Origin of the sequence: Methylobacterium nigriterrae, assembly GCF_037106235.1 — a bacterium.
Lineage (GTDB): Bacteria > Pseudomonadota > Alphaproteobacteria > Rhizobiales > Beijerinckiaceae > Methylobacterium > Methylobacterium nigriterrae.
Window position 1 is genome coordinate 188,936 of sequence record NZ_JBAWTG010000001.1, and the last position, 14,762, is coordinate 203,697.

The window sequence follows — 14,762 nt, forward strand, 5'->3', positions numbered from 1 at the left end:
TTGTGATGTCGTCGGACAGGTCTTTCAGCAGGCTCTGGCCCGTAGATCAAGCAAGCTTTCGGCAGCGAGGACCGCGCGGAACGCATCCGTGGCCGTTCCATCGGCACCGACGAGGTTCGCGTAGCCGGGGTTTTCCACAAAGATCGATCCGCCAACGAGGATGCGCAGGTCGGGGTTGCATGAGGCGCGGCGCATATCGCGCACCGTCTCGGTGAGGGTGGGCAGCAGCACCTCGCAGCCGAGCGAGAGGCCGGCGACGTCGAACCAGCCGCGCCGGACCAGCGCGAGCGGGTCGGCGTCGCGCTCGAGCCAGGTACCGACCACCTCCCAGCCGGCCTCGCGAAAGAACCGCTCGATGATCGACAATCCGAACAGGTGCGTCTCGCCCGGGCAGGGACACAGCAGGATGCTGCGCCCGCAATCGGCTTCGTCGGCGTCGCCGCCGTAGCGGGCCGACAGGTCGTGCATCACCCTCTGTAGGCGTCCCATGGCGACGGTCAGCTCGGTGAAGTCGCAGAGATCCTCCTCCCACAGCATCCCGAGATGGCGCGCCGCCGGAGTGAGCAGGTCGAGGAGCAGGCTGTTGAGCGACAGGCCGTCCTCCACGAGGGCGGTGATGCGCGCCTCGACATCCTCGCCGGCAGGCGCCAGGACGAGCGCCGCGAAGGTCGCGATCTCCGCCGGTGTCGGTTTGCGAAAAGGGCGGAAGGCCGTCCGCGACCGGGCCCTGTGAGTGAGCATCAGCCGGGGGATGATCTCCCCCTCGACCACGCGGGCGAGATGGCCGTGCCAGCGGTGGCGGCTCGGTTCGATCCAGGGTTCGAGGCCGGCATCCAAGAGCGCGCAAGCCTCGTTTTCGTCGCGGGTCGGATGCCCGTCGGCGAATCGCCCGCCACTCTGGCTCGCGTCATCCATTGGTTCCTCCCAATGTCTCTGACGGCGTCTTGCTTCGGGTCGATCTTGCAGGTCGAGAGCGACGTCTTTGTCGGCGCCGCCCTCGTGAGCGGGGCGGCTTCAAGCCAGACGATACGCATTCCCGCACCTTTGGCAATGCTCACGGTCTGACGGTACCAACGAATATTGTCAATTTCGTTTGACGTAAAGTCCGGTTGACACTCGTCTGGGCAATTCCTAGGCTCCCCGAGAGCCGGCCCATCGAGAGGCGGGCCGCATGGGCAGGAATGGGGCGTAAGCGATGGGTCCGATGGGCCAGCCGACACGACCGCCGCTCTACACCGCAGCCGAGCGCGCGCGCCGCGACGCCACCCGCTGGACCCTCGTCCAGGGCATCCTCGCCCCGCTGCAATTCCTCGTCTTCCTGGTCAGCCTCGCGCTGGTCCTGCGGACGCTCGCGACCGGGGAGGGCGAGGCCGCGGCAAATCTCTCGGTCGTCGCCAAGACGCTCGTGCTCTACGCCATCATGGTGACGGGCTCGATCTGGGAGAAGGCCGTCTTCGGGCGCTATCTCTTCGCCCCCGCCTTCTTCTGGGAGGACGCCGTCAGCATGCTGGTGCTGGCGCTGCACACGGCCTACCTCGCGGCGCTCGGCCTCGGCCTGCTCGACACCGCCGGCCTGATGTGGCTCGCGCTCGCGGCCTACCTCGCCTACGCGGCCAACGCGACGCAGTTCGTCCTGAAATTGCGCGCGGCGCGGCTCCAGGTCCCGGCGCGGCCGCCCCGGGCAGCGGGGATCGCGCAAGGGATCGCCCGGCGCCAAGGGATCGCCCGGCGCATCGCCCCGGAGATCGTCCGATGAACGCGCACGCGCCGGTCCCCGCCCCGGGCGGCTGCGGCGGCATCGCGCCGCGCCAGGAGCGCGGCCAGCGGGCAGTGTTCTGCGGGCTGACCGGCATCGTCTGGCTGCACCGCAAGATCCAGGACGCGTTCTTCCTCGTCGTCGGCTCGCGCACCTGCGCCCACCTGATCCAGTCGGCGGCGGGGGTCATGATCTTCGCCGAGCCGCGCTTCGCCACGGCGATCATCGACGAGCGGGATCTCGCGGGGCTCGCCGACATGCACGACGAGCTCGACCGGGTGGTGCGCCGCCTGGTCGAGCGACGGCCCGAGATCCGGCTCCTGTTCCTCGTCGGCTCCTGCCCCTCAGAGGTGATCAAGCTCGATCTCGGGCGCGCGGCGATGCGCCTGTCGCGGACCTTCGCGCCGGACGTGCGCGTGCTGAGCTACTCGGGCAGCGGCATCGAGACGACCTTCACGCAGGGCGAGGATGCCTGCCTCGCCGCGCTCGTCCCGGAGATGCCGGCGGAGCCCGTGAACGCCGCCCCCTCGCTCCTCGTCGTCGGCGCGCTGGCGGACGTGGTCGAGGATCAGTTCGCGCGCCTCTTTGCGGATCTCGGCATCGCGCCGGTCCGCATGCTGCCGCCCCGCCGGGCCGGGGCGCTTCCGCCGATCGGCCCGAACACGGCCTATCTCCTGGCCCAGCCCTTCCTGGCCGACACGGCGCGGGCGCTTGAGGCGCGCGGCGCCACGCGGCTCGCGGCGCCGTTCCCCCTCGGGGCCGAGGGCACGACGCGCTGGCTGAAGGCCGCCGCCGATGCCTGGCTCGTGCCTGCCGCCCGCTTCGACGCGGTCGTCGCTCCGGGCCTGCGGCGGGCCGAGCAGGCGCTCGGCCCCCACCGGGCGCGGCTTGCCGGCAAGCGGGCCTTCCTCTTCCCCGATTCGCAGCTCGAGGTGCCGCTCGCCCGCTTCCTCGCGCGCGAGCTCGGCATGGCGCTCGTCGAGGTCGGCACGCCCTACCTGCACCGCGCCCACCTCGCCGAGGAGCTGGCGCTGCTGCCCGCCGGCACCGAGGTGGTCGAGGGCCAGAGCCTCGACGATCAGCTCGACCGCGCCCGGGCCGCGAGGCCGGACCTCACGGTCTGCGGGCTCGGCCTCGCCAATCCGCTCGAGGCGGAAGGGCTGGCGACCAAGTGGTCGATCGAGCTCCTGTTCACGCCGATCCAGGGCTACGAGCAGGCGGGCGACCTCGCGGAACTCTTCGCGCGCCCGCTCGTGCGGCGCACGCGTCTGGAGGTGTAGCGATGCAGCTCACCGTCTGGACCTACGAGGGCCCGCCCCATATCGGCGCGATGCGGGTCGCCACCGCGATGCGCGGCCTCCACTACGTGCTGCACGCGCCGCAGGGCGACACCTACGCCGACCTCCTCTTCACGATGATCGAGCGCGGCACGAAGCGCCCGCCGGTCACCTACACCACCTTCCAGGCCCGCGACCTCGGGGCGGACACCGCCGAGATCTTCAAGCGCGCGGCGGCCGAGGCCTACGAGCGGTTCCGGCCGGAGGCGATGATCGTCGGGGCCTCCTGCACGGCCGAGCTGATCCAGGACGATCCGGGCGGCCTCGCCGCGGCGCTCGCCCTGCCGGTCCCGGTCGTGCCGCTCGAATTGCCGGCCTACCAGAAAAAGGAGAACTGGGGCGCCTCGGAGACCTTCTACCGGCTGGTGCGGGCGCTGTCTGGACCGGCACCCGCACCGGGAGCCCCGCGCGCGAGCGCCGAGGGCCGGCGCCCCCTTTGTAACCTGCTGGGGCCGACCGCCCTCGGCTTCCGCCACCGGGACGACGTCGCGGAGATCACGGGGCTGCTCGCCCGGCTCGGCATCGACGTCAACGTCACGGCGCCGCTCGGCGCCTCGCCCGCCGATCTGGGACGGCTCGGGGCGGCCGACTTCAACGTGGTGCTCTATCCCGAGGTGGCGCGCGCGGCCGCCCTCCACCTGCAGCGGACGTTCGGCCAGCCGATGGTCGAGACGGTGCCGATCGGCGTCGGGGCCACGATCCGCTTCGTCGAGGAAGTGGCGGCTTTGGCCGGGCTCGACCCGGCGCCGGTGCTGGCGGGCGCGCCCTCGCGCCTGCCCTGGTACTCGCGCTCCGTCGACTCGACCTATCTGACGGGCAAGCGGGTCTTCATCTTCGGGGACGCCACCCACGCGCTGGCCGCCGCCCGGGTCGCGGCGGCCGAGCTCGGCTTCCGGGTGGTCGGGCTCGGCACCTACAGCCGCGAATTCGCCCGCGAGGTGCGCGCCGAGGCCGAAGTCCACGGCATCGAGGCGCTGATCACGGACGATTACCTCGACGTCGAGGGGGCGATCCAGGCCGCGAACCCCGAGCTCGTGCTCGGCACCCAGATGGAGCGCCACGTCGCCAAGCGGCTCGGCCTGCCCTGCGCGGTGATCTCGGCGCCCGTCCACGTGCAGGACTTCCCGGCGCGCACCTCTCCGCAGATGGGATTCGAGGGCGCCAACGTCCTGTTCGACACGCTCGTGCACCCCCTGATGATGGGGCTCGAGGAGCACCTGCTCGGCATGTTCCGCGAGGACCGCGAGTTCGGAGACAGGGCACCCTCGCATCTCGGCCACCGCGTCCCGCCCCGGGCCGCCGACGCGCCGGCACCGGCCGCCGCCGCGGCCGAGGCCGCCCCGGTCCCACACCCTCCCGCGCAGGCGGGGGAGGCGCGCGCCCCCTGGGCGGCCGATGCCGAGAAGGAACTGAAGAAGATCCCGTTCTTCGTGCGGGCACGGGCCCGCGCGAACACCGAGCGCTTCGCCCGGGAGCGGGCGCTGCCGCTCATCACCATCGAGACCCTGTACGATGCCAAAGCGCATTTCGGCCGCTGAGCGGCCCGACATCCGCGTCGTCATCGTGACGCTCGACAACCACCTGGCGAGCGCCGTCGAGCGCGCGCGCGTCCGCCTCGCCGCCGAGATGCCGGGGCTTGCCTTAAGCTTCCACGCGGCCGCCGAGTGGGAGGCGGATCCGGGGAGCCTCGCCGCCTGCAAGGGCGACATCGCGCGGGCCGACATCGTGCTCTCGGCCATGCTGTTCCTCGACGAGCATGTGCGGGCGATCCTGCCCGACCTCCTGGCGCGGCGGCCCGATTGCGACGCCATGGTCGGCTGCCTCTCGGCCGGCGAGATCGTGCGGACCACGCGGCTCAACCGCTTCAACATGGACGGTTCGCAGCGCGGTGCCCTCGACTTCCTGAAGCGACTGCGCGGCAAGGGACCGCAGCAGGGCAACGCCGCGCGCCAGATGGCGCTGATCCGCAAGCTGCCGAAGATCCTGCGCTTCATCCCGGGCTCCGCGCAGGACGTGCGGGCCTATTTCCTGACCCTGCAATACTGGCTCGCCGGCTCGGACGAGAACGTCGCGAGCCTCGTGCGCTTCCTCGTCGGCCGCTACGCGGCGGGCCCGCGCGCGGCCTGGCGCGAGATCGCGGCGGCGCCCGCCCCCCTGAGCTACCCCGAGACCGGTCTCTACCACCCGCGCATGCGGGCCCGCGTCGGCGCCGAGGTCGGGCACCTGCCGCGCCCGCAAGGACCGGCGCGGGGCCGCGTCGGGCTCCTGCTGATGCGCTCCTACGTGCTCGCCGGGAACACGGCCCACTACGACGGCGTCATCGCGGCGCTCGAAGCGCGCGGCCTCGCGGTGGTGCCGGCCTTCGCCAGCGGCCTCGACAACCGCCCCGCCGTCGACGCCTTCTTCCGCCGCGACGATGGCCCGGCGATCGACGCGCTCGTCTCGCTCACCGGTTTCTCCCTCGTCGGCGGCCCCGCCTACAACGACGCCGCGGCCGCCGAGGCGATGCTGCGGGGCCTCGACGTGCCCTACCTCGCCGCCCAGGCCGTCGAGTTCCAGACGATCGAGCAGTGGGAGGGCTCCGACCGCGGCCTCTCGCCGGTCGAGGCCACCATGATGGTGGCGATCCCCGAGCTCGACGGGGCGACCGCCCCGATGGTGTTCGGCGGCCGCTCGTCGCGCTCCGGCCCGGAGCGCGCCCGCGACATGAGCGTACATCCCGAGCGCGCCGAGAGGCTCGCCGCCCGCGTCGAGCGCCTCGTGGCGCTGCGCCGCCGCCCGAAGGCGGAGCGGCACGTCGCCATCGTGCTGTTCAACTTCCCGCCCAATGCCGGCAGCACCGGCACGGCCGCCTTCCTGTCGGTCTACGCCTCGCTCCACAACGTGCTGAAGGGCCTCGCCGCCGACGGCTACGCGGTGGAGGTTCCCGACACCGTCGACGACCTGCGCAACCGGATCCTGGCCGGCAACGCCGCCCGCCACGGCACCGCCGCCAACGTGCTCGCGCGCGTCCCCGCCGACGAGCATGTCCGCCGCGAGCCGCACCTCGCCGAGATCGAGGCGCAGTGGGGACCGGCGCCCGGCCGCCACCAGAGCGACGGGTCCGGCCTCCTCGTCCTCGGGGCGCGGTTCGGCAACGTCCTCGTCGGGGTGCAGCCCGCCTTCGGCTACGAGGGCGACCCGATGCGGCTCCTGTTCGAGAAGGGCTTCGCGCCGACCCACGCCTTCTCGGCCTTCTACCGCTACCTGCGCGAGGATTTCGCCGCCGACGCCCTGCTGCATTTCGGCACCCACGGGGCGCTCGAGTTCATGCCCGGCAAGCAGACCGGGCTCTCCGCCGCCTGCTGGCCCGAACGGCTGATCGGCGAAGTGCCGAACCTCTATCTCTACGCGGCCAACAATCCCTCCGAGGGCACGCTCGCCAAGCGTCGCTCGGCCGCGACCCTCGTGAGCTACCTGACCCCGAGCCTCGCCCAGGCCGGCCTCTATCGCGGCCTGATCGAGCTGAAGGCCTCGATCGAGCGCTGGCGCGGCCTCGAGCCCGAGGCGGAGGCCGAGCGGCGCGACCTCGGCGCCCTGATCCAGGGCCAGGCCGCAGCCCTCGACCTCGCCCCGGCCGAGCCCGCCTGGGGGCACGACCTGCGCGAGACGATCGCGGCGCTCGCCCGCGCGGTGAGCGAATTGGAGCACACGCTGATCCCGCACGGCCTGCACGTGGTCGGGCAGGGCACGCCGCCCGAGGAGCGGGCGGAGCTTCTCGCCGCCCTCGCCGAGGCCTCGCACGGGCTTGCCCTGCCGGTCGCCTCGGTGGCGGCCCTCCTCGACGGCGCCGGGGCCGACGCCGTGCTGCGGGAGGCGGGCCTGCCCCAGGACGAGGAGCACCGCGCCGCGATCGCCTCGCTGAAGGCGGCGGACCGCCTGCTCGCCGAGGATCACGAGGTGCCGGCCCTGCTGCGCGCCCTCGACGGGCGCTTCATCCCGCCGGTGCCCGGCGGCGATCTCCTGCGCAACCCCGCCGTACTGCCGACGGGCCGCAACCTGCACGGCTTCGACCCCTACCGGCTGCCCTCGGCCTTCGCGGTGGCCGACGGCGCGCGCCAGGTCGGGCGCATCCTCGCGCGCTACGCGGAGGGCGGGACGCGGCTCCCGGAGAGCATCGCCATCGTCCTGTGGGGCACCGACAACCTGAAGAGCGAGGGCGGCCCGATCGCCCAGGCGCTGGCGCTGATGGGCGCCGAGCCCCGCTTCGACGGATACGGCCGCCTCTGCGGCGCGAGCCTGATCCCGCTCGAGACGCTCGGGCGCCCGCGCATCGACGTGGTGGTGACGCTCTCGGGCATCTTTCGCGATCTGCTGCCGCTGCAGACGAAGCTCCTGGCGGAAGCGTCCTACCTGGCCGCGACCGCGGACGAGCCGGCGGAGCACAACTTCGTGCGCAAGCACGCACTGGCCATCCAGGCCGAGCACGGCATCGATCTCGAGACGGCGGCTCTGCGTGTCTTCTCGAACGCGGAGGGCGCCTACGGGGCGAACGTCAACCACCTCGTCGATTCGGGCCGCTGGGACGACGAGACGGAGCTCTGCGAGACCTTCTCGCGCCGCAAGTCCTTCGCCTACGGCCGCAGCGGCAAGGCGGCGCCCCAGCGCGCGCTGATGCAGAGCGTGCTCGCCTCCGTCGACCTCGCCTACCAGAACCTCGACTCGGTCGAGGTCGGCGTCACCTCGGTCGACCACTACTTCGACGGGCTCGGCGGCATGGGGCGGGCGGTGGCCCGCGCCAAGGGCGAGAGCGTGCCGATCTACATCAGCGACCAGACCCGCGGGGAGGGCAGGGTGCGCTCGCTCTCCGAGCAGGTGGCGCTCGAGACGCGCACCCGCATGCTCAACCCGAAATGGGTCGAGGGCATGCTCGGCCACGGCTACGAGGGCGTGCGCCAGATCGAGGCGCACCTCACCAACACGGTCGGCTGGTCGGCCACCACCAACCAGGTCGCGCCCTGGATCTACCAGCGCATCACCGAGACCTACGTGCTCGACCCTGCCATGCGCGAGCGCATGGCGACATTGAACCCCACCGCCTCCGCCAAGGTCGCCCACCGGCTGATCGAGGCGCACGAGCGCGGCTTCTGGACCCCCGACGCCGCGACGCGCGAAGCGCTCGACCGCGCCGAGGAGGAGCTGGAGGACCGCCTCGAGGGCATCGCTCCTGGAGTCGCCGCATGAACATCCCCATCCGGAACCCCGTGGCCGCGCGCCGGCAGCCCGAGGGCAGCGTCCAGGTCGAGCTCGACCCGAACGTGAGGATCGGCACCGCCAAGGTCTTCGCGATCTACGGCAAGGGCGGCATCGGCAAGTCCACCACCTCCTCGAACCTGTCGGTGGCCTTCTCGAAGCTGGGCAAGCGGGTCCTGCAGATCGGCTGCGACCCCAAGCACGATTCGACCTTCACGCTGACGAAGCGCCTCGCCCCGACCGTGATCGATGCGCTGGAGGCCGTGCAGTTCCATTCCGAGGAGCTGCGCGTCGAGGATTTCGTGGCCGAGGGCTACAACGGCGTGATGTGCGTCGAGGCCGGCGGGCCGCCGGCCGGCACCGGCTGCGGCGGCTACGTGGTCGGCCAGACGGTGAAGCTCCTCAAGGAGCACCACCTGCTCGAGGACACCGACGTCGTCATCTTCGACGTGCTCGGCGACGTGGTCTGCGGCGGCTTCGCCTCGCCGCTCCAGCACGCCGAGCAGGCCCTGATCGTCACGGCAAACGATTTCGACTCGATCTTCGCCATGAACCGGATCGTCGCGGCGATCCACGCCAAGGCGAAGAACTACAACGTGCGCCTCGGCGGCGTCATCGCCAACCGCTCGGCCAAGACCGACGAGATCGACCGCTTCAACGCCGCGGTCGGGCTGGAGCGGGTCGCCCACTTCCCCGATCTCGACGTGGTGCGCCGCTCGCGCCTCAAGAAGTCGACGCTGTTCGAGATGGAGCCGACGCCCGAGCTCGAGGCGGTCCAGAACGAGTACCTGCGGCTCGCGGCCTATCTCTGGGCCGGCGGCAAGCCGCTCGACGCGATCCCCATGAAGGACCGCGACCTGTTCGAGTTCCTCGGGTTCGATTGAGGCCGCGCCGATGACGAGCCCCTCCTACGCCGCCCGCCGCGGCCAGCTCGAGACCTACTTCGACCGCACCGCCGTCGAGGCGTGGTCGCGCCTCACCTCCGACGCGCCGGTGAGCCGCGTCCGCGCCACGGTGCGGGCGGGCCGCGACGCGATGCGGGAGACCCTCCTGTCCTGGCTGCCCGCCGACCTCTCCGGCCGCCGCGTCCTCGATGCCGGCTGCGGCACCGGCGCGCTCAGCCTGGAGGCGGCGCGCCGCGGCGCCACGGTGGTGGCCGTCGACGTCTCGCCGACGCTGATCGGGCTCGCCCGCGAGCGCACCGGCGCGATCGCGGGCGGCGGCTCGATCGACTTCCGGGTCGGCGACATGCTCGATCCCGATCTCGGTTCCTTCGACCACGTGGTCGCGATGGATTCGCTGATCCACTATTCGGGCCACGACATCGCCCGGGCGCTGGCCGAGCTCGGCGGCCGCACGCGCGGCGCGATGGTCTTCACGGTGGCGCCCCGCACGGCGCTGCTGACGCTGATGCACGCGGCCGGCAAGCTCTTTCCGCAGGCCGACCGGGCGCCCGCCATCGTGCCGATCACCACCCGCGGCCTCGCCCGCAGGATCGCCCGCGAGCCGGACCTCGCGGGCTTCGCCCTCGCCCGCACGCACCGCGTCAACAGCGGCTTCTACCTGTCGAACGCGGTCGAGCTCCGCCGATGCGGCTCGTCCGCGGACCCGCGACGCGCTCCCTCCCCCGTGCCGGCGAGGGTCGGTGCGGCCGGTCCGGAGGGTGGCGCCCGATGAGGCCCGGCACCGGCATCACGCAGGCTCTGATGCGCCTGACGCCCGCGATCCTCCCCTTCGCGGACGCGGCCACCGCCGAGCTGCCGCTCGGCCGGCTGATGCGGCTCGCCCTGTTCCAGGTCACGGTCGGGATGGCGGCCGTCCTGCTCATCGGCACGCTGAACCGCGTGATGATCGTCGAGCTCGCGGTGCCGGCCTGGATCGTGGCCGTGATGCTGTCGCTGCCCCTCGTCTTCGCCCCCTTGCGGGCGCTCGTCGGCTTCCGGTCGGACACGCACCGCTCCGTGCTCGGCTGGCGGCGGGTTCCCTACATCTGGTTCGGCACGCTGCTGCAGTTCGGCGGGCTCGCCATCATGCCCTTCGCGCTGCTGCTCCTGTCGGGCGACACGACCGGCCCTCTCTGGGCCGGGCAGATCGCGGCGGCGCTCGCCTTCGTGCTCGTCGGCGCCGGGCTCCACACCGTGCAGACGGTCGGCCTCGCGCTCGCCACCGACCTCGCGCCCGCGCAGGCGCGGCCCAAGGTGGTGGCGCTCCTCTGCGTGATGCTCCTCGTCGGCATGATGGTGAGCGCGCTCGCCTTCGGGCTGCTGCTGGCGGATTTCTCGGCGGTGCGGCTGATCCAGGTGATCCAGGGCGCGGCCCTCGTCACCATCGTGCTGAACGGCATCGCCCTCTGGAAGCAGGAGCCGCGCGGCTCCGCCCGCGCGGCCGGGACCCTGCCGCGGCCGAGCTTCGCCCGATCCTGGGCGCTCTACGCGGGCAGCGGGCTTGCCCGGCGCCGCCTCGTCGCCACCGGGCTCGGCACCGCCGCCTTCTCGATGCAGGACATCCTGCTCGAGCCCTATGGCGGGCAGATCCTGCGCCTCTCGGTCGCCGCGACCACCGCGCTCACCGCGATGCTGGCGGCGGGCGGCGGGCTCGGCCTGCTGATCGCGGCGCGCTGGCTCAACAGGGGCGGCGACCCGTTCCGGGTCGCGGCGGCGGGCGCGGTGGTCGGCATCATGGCCTTCTCGGCCGTCGTCTTCGCGGCCCCGCTCGCCTCCGCGCAGCTCTTCGCCACCGGCGTCACGCTGATCGGCCTCGGCGGCGGCCTGTTCGCGCACGGCACGCTCACCGCCTCGATGGCCAAGGCCGGCCCGGAGGATACCGGGCTCGCGCTCGGGGCCTGGGGCGCCGTGCAGGCGAGCGCGGCGGGGCTTGCCATCGCGGCGAGCGGCATCGTGCGCGACGTCGGCTCCGGCCTCGCCGTCTCGGGAGCGCTCGGTGAGGCCATGAGCGACGCCTCGATCGGCTACCTCGTCGTCTACCACATCGAGATCGCGCTGCTGTTCGCGACCCTCGTGGCCATCGGCCCGCTCGTGCGCGAGCGCGCCCGGTCCGACGCGCTTCAACCCCACGGGAGAAACCACGGCCTCTCCCCCACCGCCATCGCCAAAAGCCTCAGCTGAATCCCGGGAGATCCGCCATGCCAAGGGGTGAAATCACAGGCTACATCGACGTCGCCCAGGTGGTGCTCTACGCCTTCTGGATCTTCTTCGCGGGCCTCGTCTTCTGGATCCGCCGCGAGGACCGGCGCGAGGGCTACCCGCTCGAGGCCGAGGTGACGGGCACGCTCAAGAGCCCCGACCCGATCCTGATCCCGACGCCGAAGTTCTTCCACCTGTCCGACGGCAAGGTGAAGAGCGCGCCGCAGACCGACATGAAGCCGGACCGCAACTTCGTCGGCCACAAGCGCGAGCCCTGGCCCGGCGCGCCGATCGAACCCGGCGGCGACCCGATGCAGGATCATGTCGGTCCCGGCTCCTGGGTGCATCGCGACGACGCGCACGACCACACCTTCGACGGCCAGAAGCGCATCGTGCCGCTGCGCGTCGCCACGCACTTCACCGTGCACGAGGACGGCCCGAACCCGATCGGCATGACGGTGTTCGGCGCGGACCGGCAGGTCGCCGGCACCGTCACCGACCTCTGGATCGACCGCGGCGAGAGCATGGTGCGCTACTACGAGGTCGAGCTGGGTGCCGGCGGACGGCGCGTGCTGATGCCCCACACCTTCTGCCGGACGGGGCGCTTCTCCCGCACCGTCAAGACGGAGGCGCTGCTCGCGAGCCAGTTCGCGGGGATCCCGGGCACCAAGGACCCGGATTCCGTGACGCTCCTCGAGGAGGAGAAGATCATGGCCTATTTCGGCGCCGGCACGCTCTACGCCACGCCGAGCCGGGCGGAGGCCCTGCTGTGAGCGCCCCCGAGATCCCGCGCGGCCTGCCCGGCCCGCTGCCGCCCGGCGAGCGCATCCTCTGGCAGGGCCGGCCTACGGCCCGGGGCATCGCCGCGCGGGCCCTGCATGCCCGCCTCGTCGGCCTCTGGTTCGCCGGCCTCGCCCTCTGGTCGGGCGTGCCGGCCGCGCAGGAGGGGGGCCTCGCCCACGGCCTGCAGGTCGCCGGCCCGACGCTCGCGGTCGGCGCCGGAGCCGTCCTGCTGATCGCCGGTCTCGGCTGGCTGTCGGCCCGCACCACCACCTACACGATCACGAACCGGCGCATCGTGCTGCAGATCGGCATCGCCCTGCAGGCGACCCTGAACCTGCCCTTCGCCATGATCGCGGATGCGGGGCTCCACGGCTTCCGGGACGGCAGCGGCGACATCCCGGTCCGCCTGCGGGCCGGCACCCGCATCGCCTATCCGCATCTCTGGCCGCACGCCCGCCCCTGGCGGGTCAGCGAGCCGCAGCCGATGCTGCGCTCCGTGCCCGACGCCGCGCAGGTCGCCCACATCCTGGCGGCCGCGGTCGAGGCCGCGCGGGCGCCCGAGGAGACCGCGCTCCCGATCCTCGTCGAGCGCCCACCCGTCCCGGCCCACCCGCCGCGGCTCGCCGTGGCACGGGCCGGCTGAACCGGAGGAGGCCGTCATGTCGCACGATGCGGAGAGCGTGCCCGTCGCCGCACCGGCGCTGATCGGGGCCGGGGCGCTGATCGGCTTCACGATGCTCGCCGTCGCGGTCGGCCGCACCGGCGGCGTCGGGATCACGCACGGGCCCGACGCCGCGCCGGTGGCGAGCCTCGCCCTGACGGTCGAGGATCGCAGCGACGGTGCGATCACCCTGCACGAGGCGGGCACGGACCGGCTCGTCGCCACCGTCGAGCCCGGACGGGACGGCTTCGTGCGGGCGACGCTCCGGGGCTTCGGACAGGCGCGGCTGCGCGCCGGCCTGACGCCCGAGCAGCCCTTCCGGCTCACGCGCTATGCCGACGGGACGCTGACACTCGCCGACGAGGCGACGGGACGGCGCGTGAACCTCGAAGCCTTCGGCCCCGCCAATGCGGGGGCCTTCGCCAACCTTCTGCCCGAAGGGAGCACGATCCGATGATCATCGACTGGCTCAACGGACGCCGAACCGTCGAGGTGCCCTGCACGATCGAGATCGAGCAGACGCCCGAAAGCCTGCACGCCCATGTCAGCCTGCACGCGCCCTTCAGCATCGAGCCGGGCGACGAGGTGCAGGTGCACGACGCGCCGACCACCGTGCCCTACGGCGAGCGCCTCGTCGTCGAGCGCACGGCCACCGTGACCCGGGCCGGCCGGATCGAGCGGCTCTGGACCAAGCTCGCCGGCCATCTCGAGCTGACCGAGCTCTACGAAGTCAGCTTCACCGAGAGGAGGAGACTGTGAACGCTCCCATCAAGCATCCGCTCTCGCAGAACGCCGTGCCGAAGGTGCCGGTCAACGAATCGACCAAGGCCGCGCAGGAGACGACCTTCCTCAGCCCGCGATTCTACACGACGGATTTCGAGGAGCTCGACCGCACGGATGTCGAGCCGGTCCGCGGCGAGTGGAACGTGCTGATCGACGAGCTGCGCGCGGACCCGAACAAGCGCCACTTCGTGCGGACGTCGGAATTCGACCTCGACCTGTCGGGGCTGGAGCCCGAGCTGCGCAAGGAGTTCCTCGATTTCCTCGTCTCCTCGATCACCGCCGAGTTCTCGGGCTGCGTGCTCTACGCGGAGATGAGGAAGCGCGCCAAGAATCCCGACATCAAGGAGCTGTTCGGCTTCATGAGCCGCGACGAGGCGCGGCATGCCGGCTTCATCAACGACGTGCTCAAGGATTTCGGCATCGGCGTCGACCTCGGATTCCTGACGAAGACCAAGAAATACACCTTCTTCCGGCCGAAATTCATCTTCTACGCCACCTATCTCTCCGAGAAGATCGGCTACGCCCGCTACATCACCATCTTCCGCGAACTGGAGAAGAACCCCGACCGGCGCTTCCATCCGATCTTCAAGTGGTTCGAGAAGTGGTGCAACGACGAGTTCCGGCACGGGGAAGCCTTCGCGCTCCTGATGCGGGCGAACCCGAAGCTGACGAGCGGCCTCAATCGCTACTGGATCAAGTTCTTCCTGCTCGCGGTCTTCGCCACGATGTACGTGCGCGACCATTGCCGGCCGGCCTTCCACGGGGCACTCGGGGTCGACCCGACCGAGTACGACTTCAAGGTCTTCCGCATCACCTCCGACATCTCGCGCCAGACCTTCCCGCTCACCCTCGACCTCGACAACCCGCGCTTCAAGGCGCTCCTCGACACGCTGCTCGACTGCTCGGAGCGCATCGCGGACGCGAAGGCGCGGGGCGGCCTCTCCGGGCGGGTGACGCATGCGCTGCAGGCCGCGCGCGCGGCCCTCGCTTTCGGCCGGCTCCTGCTGCTGCCGGCCGTCGACAACCCGATGCCGGCGGAGATCCGCCTTGAGCCCGTCTGGTGACGA

Annotated in this window: 13 protein-coding genes; 12 read left to right on the top strand and 1 reads right to left on the bottom strand. The window is 72.0% G+C overall.

The window, feature by feature from the left end; genetic code table 11:
* Nucleotides 1-24: 24 nt before the first annotated feature.
* A complete protein-coding gene (locus WDW90_RS00890; protein ID WP_336485361.1) occupies nt 25-915 on the bottom strand; it encodes a cobalamin B12-binding domain-containing protein in 891 nt (296 codons plus the stop codon).
* Between the two features lie 280 nt (nt 916-1,195).
* On the opposite strand from WDW90_RS00890, the gene bchF reads away from it, so the two are divergent.
* Genes bchF through acsF form a run of 12 tightly spaced genes read left to right on the top strand, consistent with a single transcriptional unit; the run spans nt 1,196 to nt 14,759 of the window.
* Nucleotides 1,196-1,756, top strand: coding sequence for a 2-vinyl bacteriochlorophyllide hydratase (gene bchF / locus WDW90_RS00895; RefSeq protein ID WP_336485362.1), 561 nt, complete (start codon nt 1,196-1,198; stop codon nt 1,754-1,756).
* Nucleotides 1,753-3,036 (top strand): ferredoxin:protochlorophyllide reductase (ATP-dependent) subunit N, encoded by a 1,284-nt coding sequence (locus tag WDW90_RS00900; protein WP_336485363.1) that lies wholly within the window; start codon nt 1,753-1,755, stop codon nt 3,034-3,036. Before bchF ends, WDW90_RS00900 begins: the two co-directional genes overlap by 4 nt.
* 2 nt (nt 3,037-3,038) lie before the next feature.
* Nucleotides 3,039-4,631, top strand: coding sequence for a ferredoxin:protochlorophyllide reductase (ATP-dependent) subunit B (gene bchB, locus WDW90_RS00905; RefSeq protein WP_336485364.1), 1,593 nt, complete (start codon nt 3,039-3,041; stop codon nt 4,629-4,631).
* Nucleotides 4,606-8,316 carry a magnesium chelatase subunit H gene (locus WDW90_RS00910; RefSeq protein WP_336485365.1) on the top strand — a complete coding sequence of 1,237 codons (3,711 nt, stop codon included), beginning with the start codon at nt 4,606-4,608 and terminating at the stop codon, nt 8,314-8,316. Before bchB ends, WDW90_RS00910 begins: the two co-directional genes overlap by 26 nt.
* Nucleotides 8,313-9,209, top strand: coding sequence for a ferredoxin:protochlorophyllide reductase (ATP-dependent) iron-sulfur ATP-binding protein (gene bchL / locus WDW90_RS00915; RefSeq protein ID WP_336485366.1), 897 nt, complete (start codon nt 8,313-8,315; stop codon nt 9,207-9,209). The genes WDW90_RS00910 and bchL overlap by 4 nt, the downstream gene beginning before the upstream one ends.
* 10 nt (nt 9,210-9,219) lie before the next feature.
* Entirely contained in the window at nt 9,220-10,002 is a 783-nt protein-coding gene (gene bchM, locus WDW90_RS00920; RefSeq protein WP_336485367.1) for a magnesium protoporphyrin IX methyltransferase, read from the top strand.
* On the top strand, nt 9,999-11,450 hold the full coding sequence (locus WDW90_RS00925) for a BCD family MFS transporter (RefSeq protein ID WP_336485368.1): 1,452 nt from the start codon (nt 9,999-10,001) through the stop codon (nt 11,448-11,450). Before bchM ends, WDW90_RS00925 begins: the two co-directional genes overlap by 4 nt.
* Before the next feature lie 17 nt (nt 11,451-11,467).
* Nucleotides 11,468-12,241, top strand: a complete 774-nt coding sequence (gene puhA / locus WDW90_RS00930; protein ID WP_336485369.1) for a photosynthetic reaction center subunit H — start codon at nt 11,468-11,470, stop codon at nt 12,239-12,241.
* Complete coding sequence (puhB, locus tag WDW90_RS00935; protein WP_336485370.1) at nt 12,238-12,894, top strand: photosynthetic complex putative assembly protein PuhB; 657 nt, start codon at nt 12,238-12,240, stop codon at nt 12,892-12,894. Before puhA ends, puhB begins: the two co-directional genes overlap by 4 nt.
* A 16-nt stretch (nt 12,895-12,910) precedes the next feature.
* Nucleotides 12,911-13,369, top strand: coding sequence for a photosynthetic complex assembly protein PuhC (gene puhC, locus WDW90_RS00940; protein WP_336485371.1), 459 nt, complete (start codon nt 12,911-12,913; stop codon nt 13,367-13,369).
* A complete protein-coding gene (locus WDW90_RS00945) occupies nt 13,366-13,671 on the top strand; it encodes a hypothetical protein (RefSeq protein ID WP_336485372.1) in 306 nt (101 codons plus the stop codon). The genes puhC and WDW90_RS00945 overlap by 4 nt, the downstream gene beginning before the upstream one ends.
* Nucleotides 13,668-14,759 (top strand): magnesium-protoporphyrin IX monomethyl ester (oxidative) cyclase, encoded by a 1,092-nt coding sequence (acsF, locus tag WDW90_RS00950; protein WP_336485373.1) that lies wholly within the window; start codon nt 13,668-13,670, stop codon nt 14,757-14,759. The genes WDW90_RS00945 and acsF overlap by 4 nt, the downstream gene beginning before the upstream one ends.
* Nucleotides 14,760-14,762 lie beyond the last annotated feature (3 nt).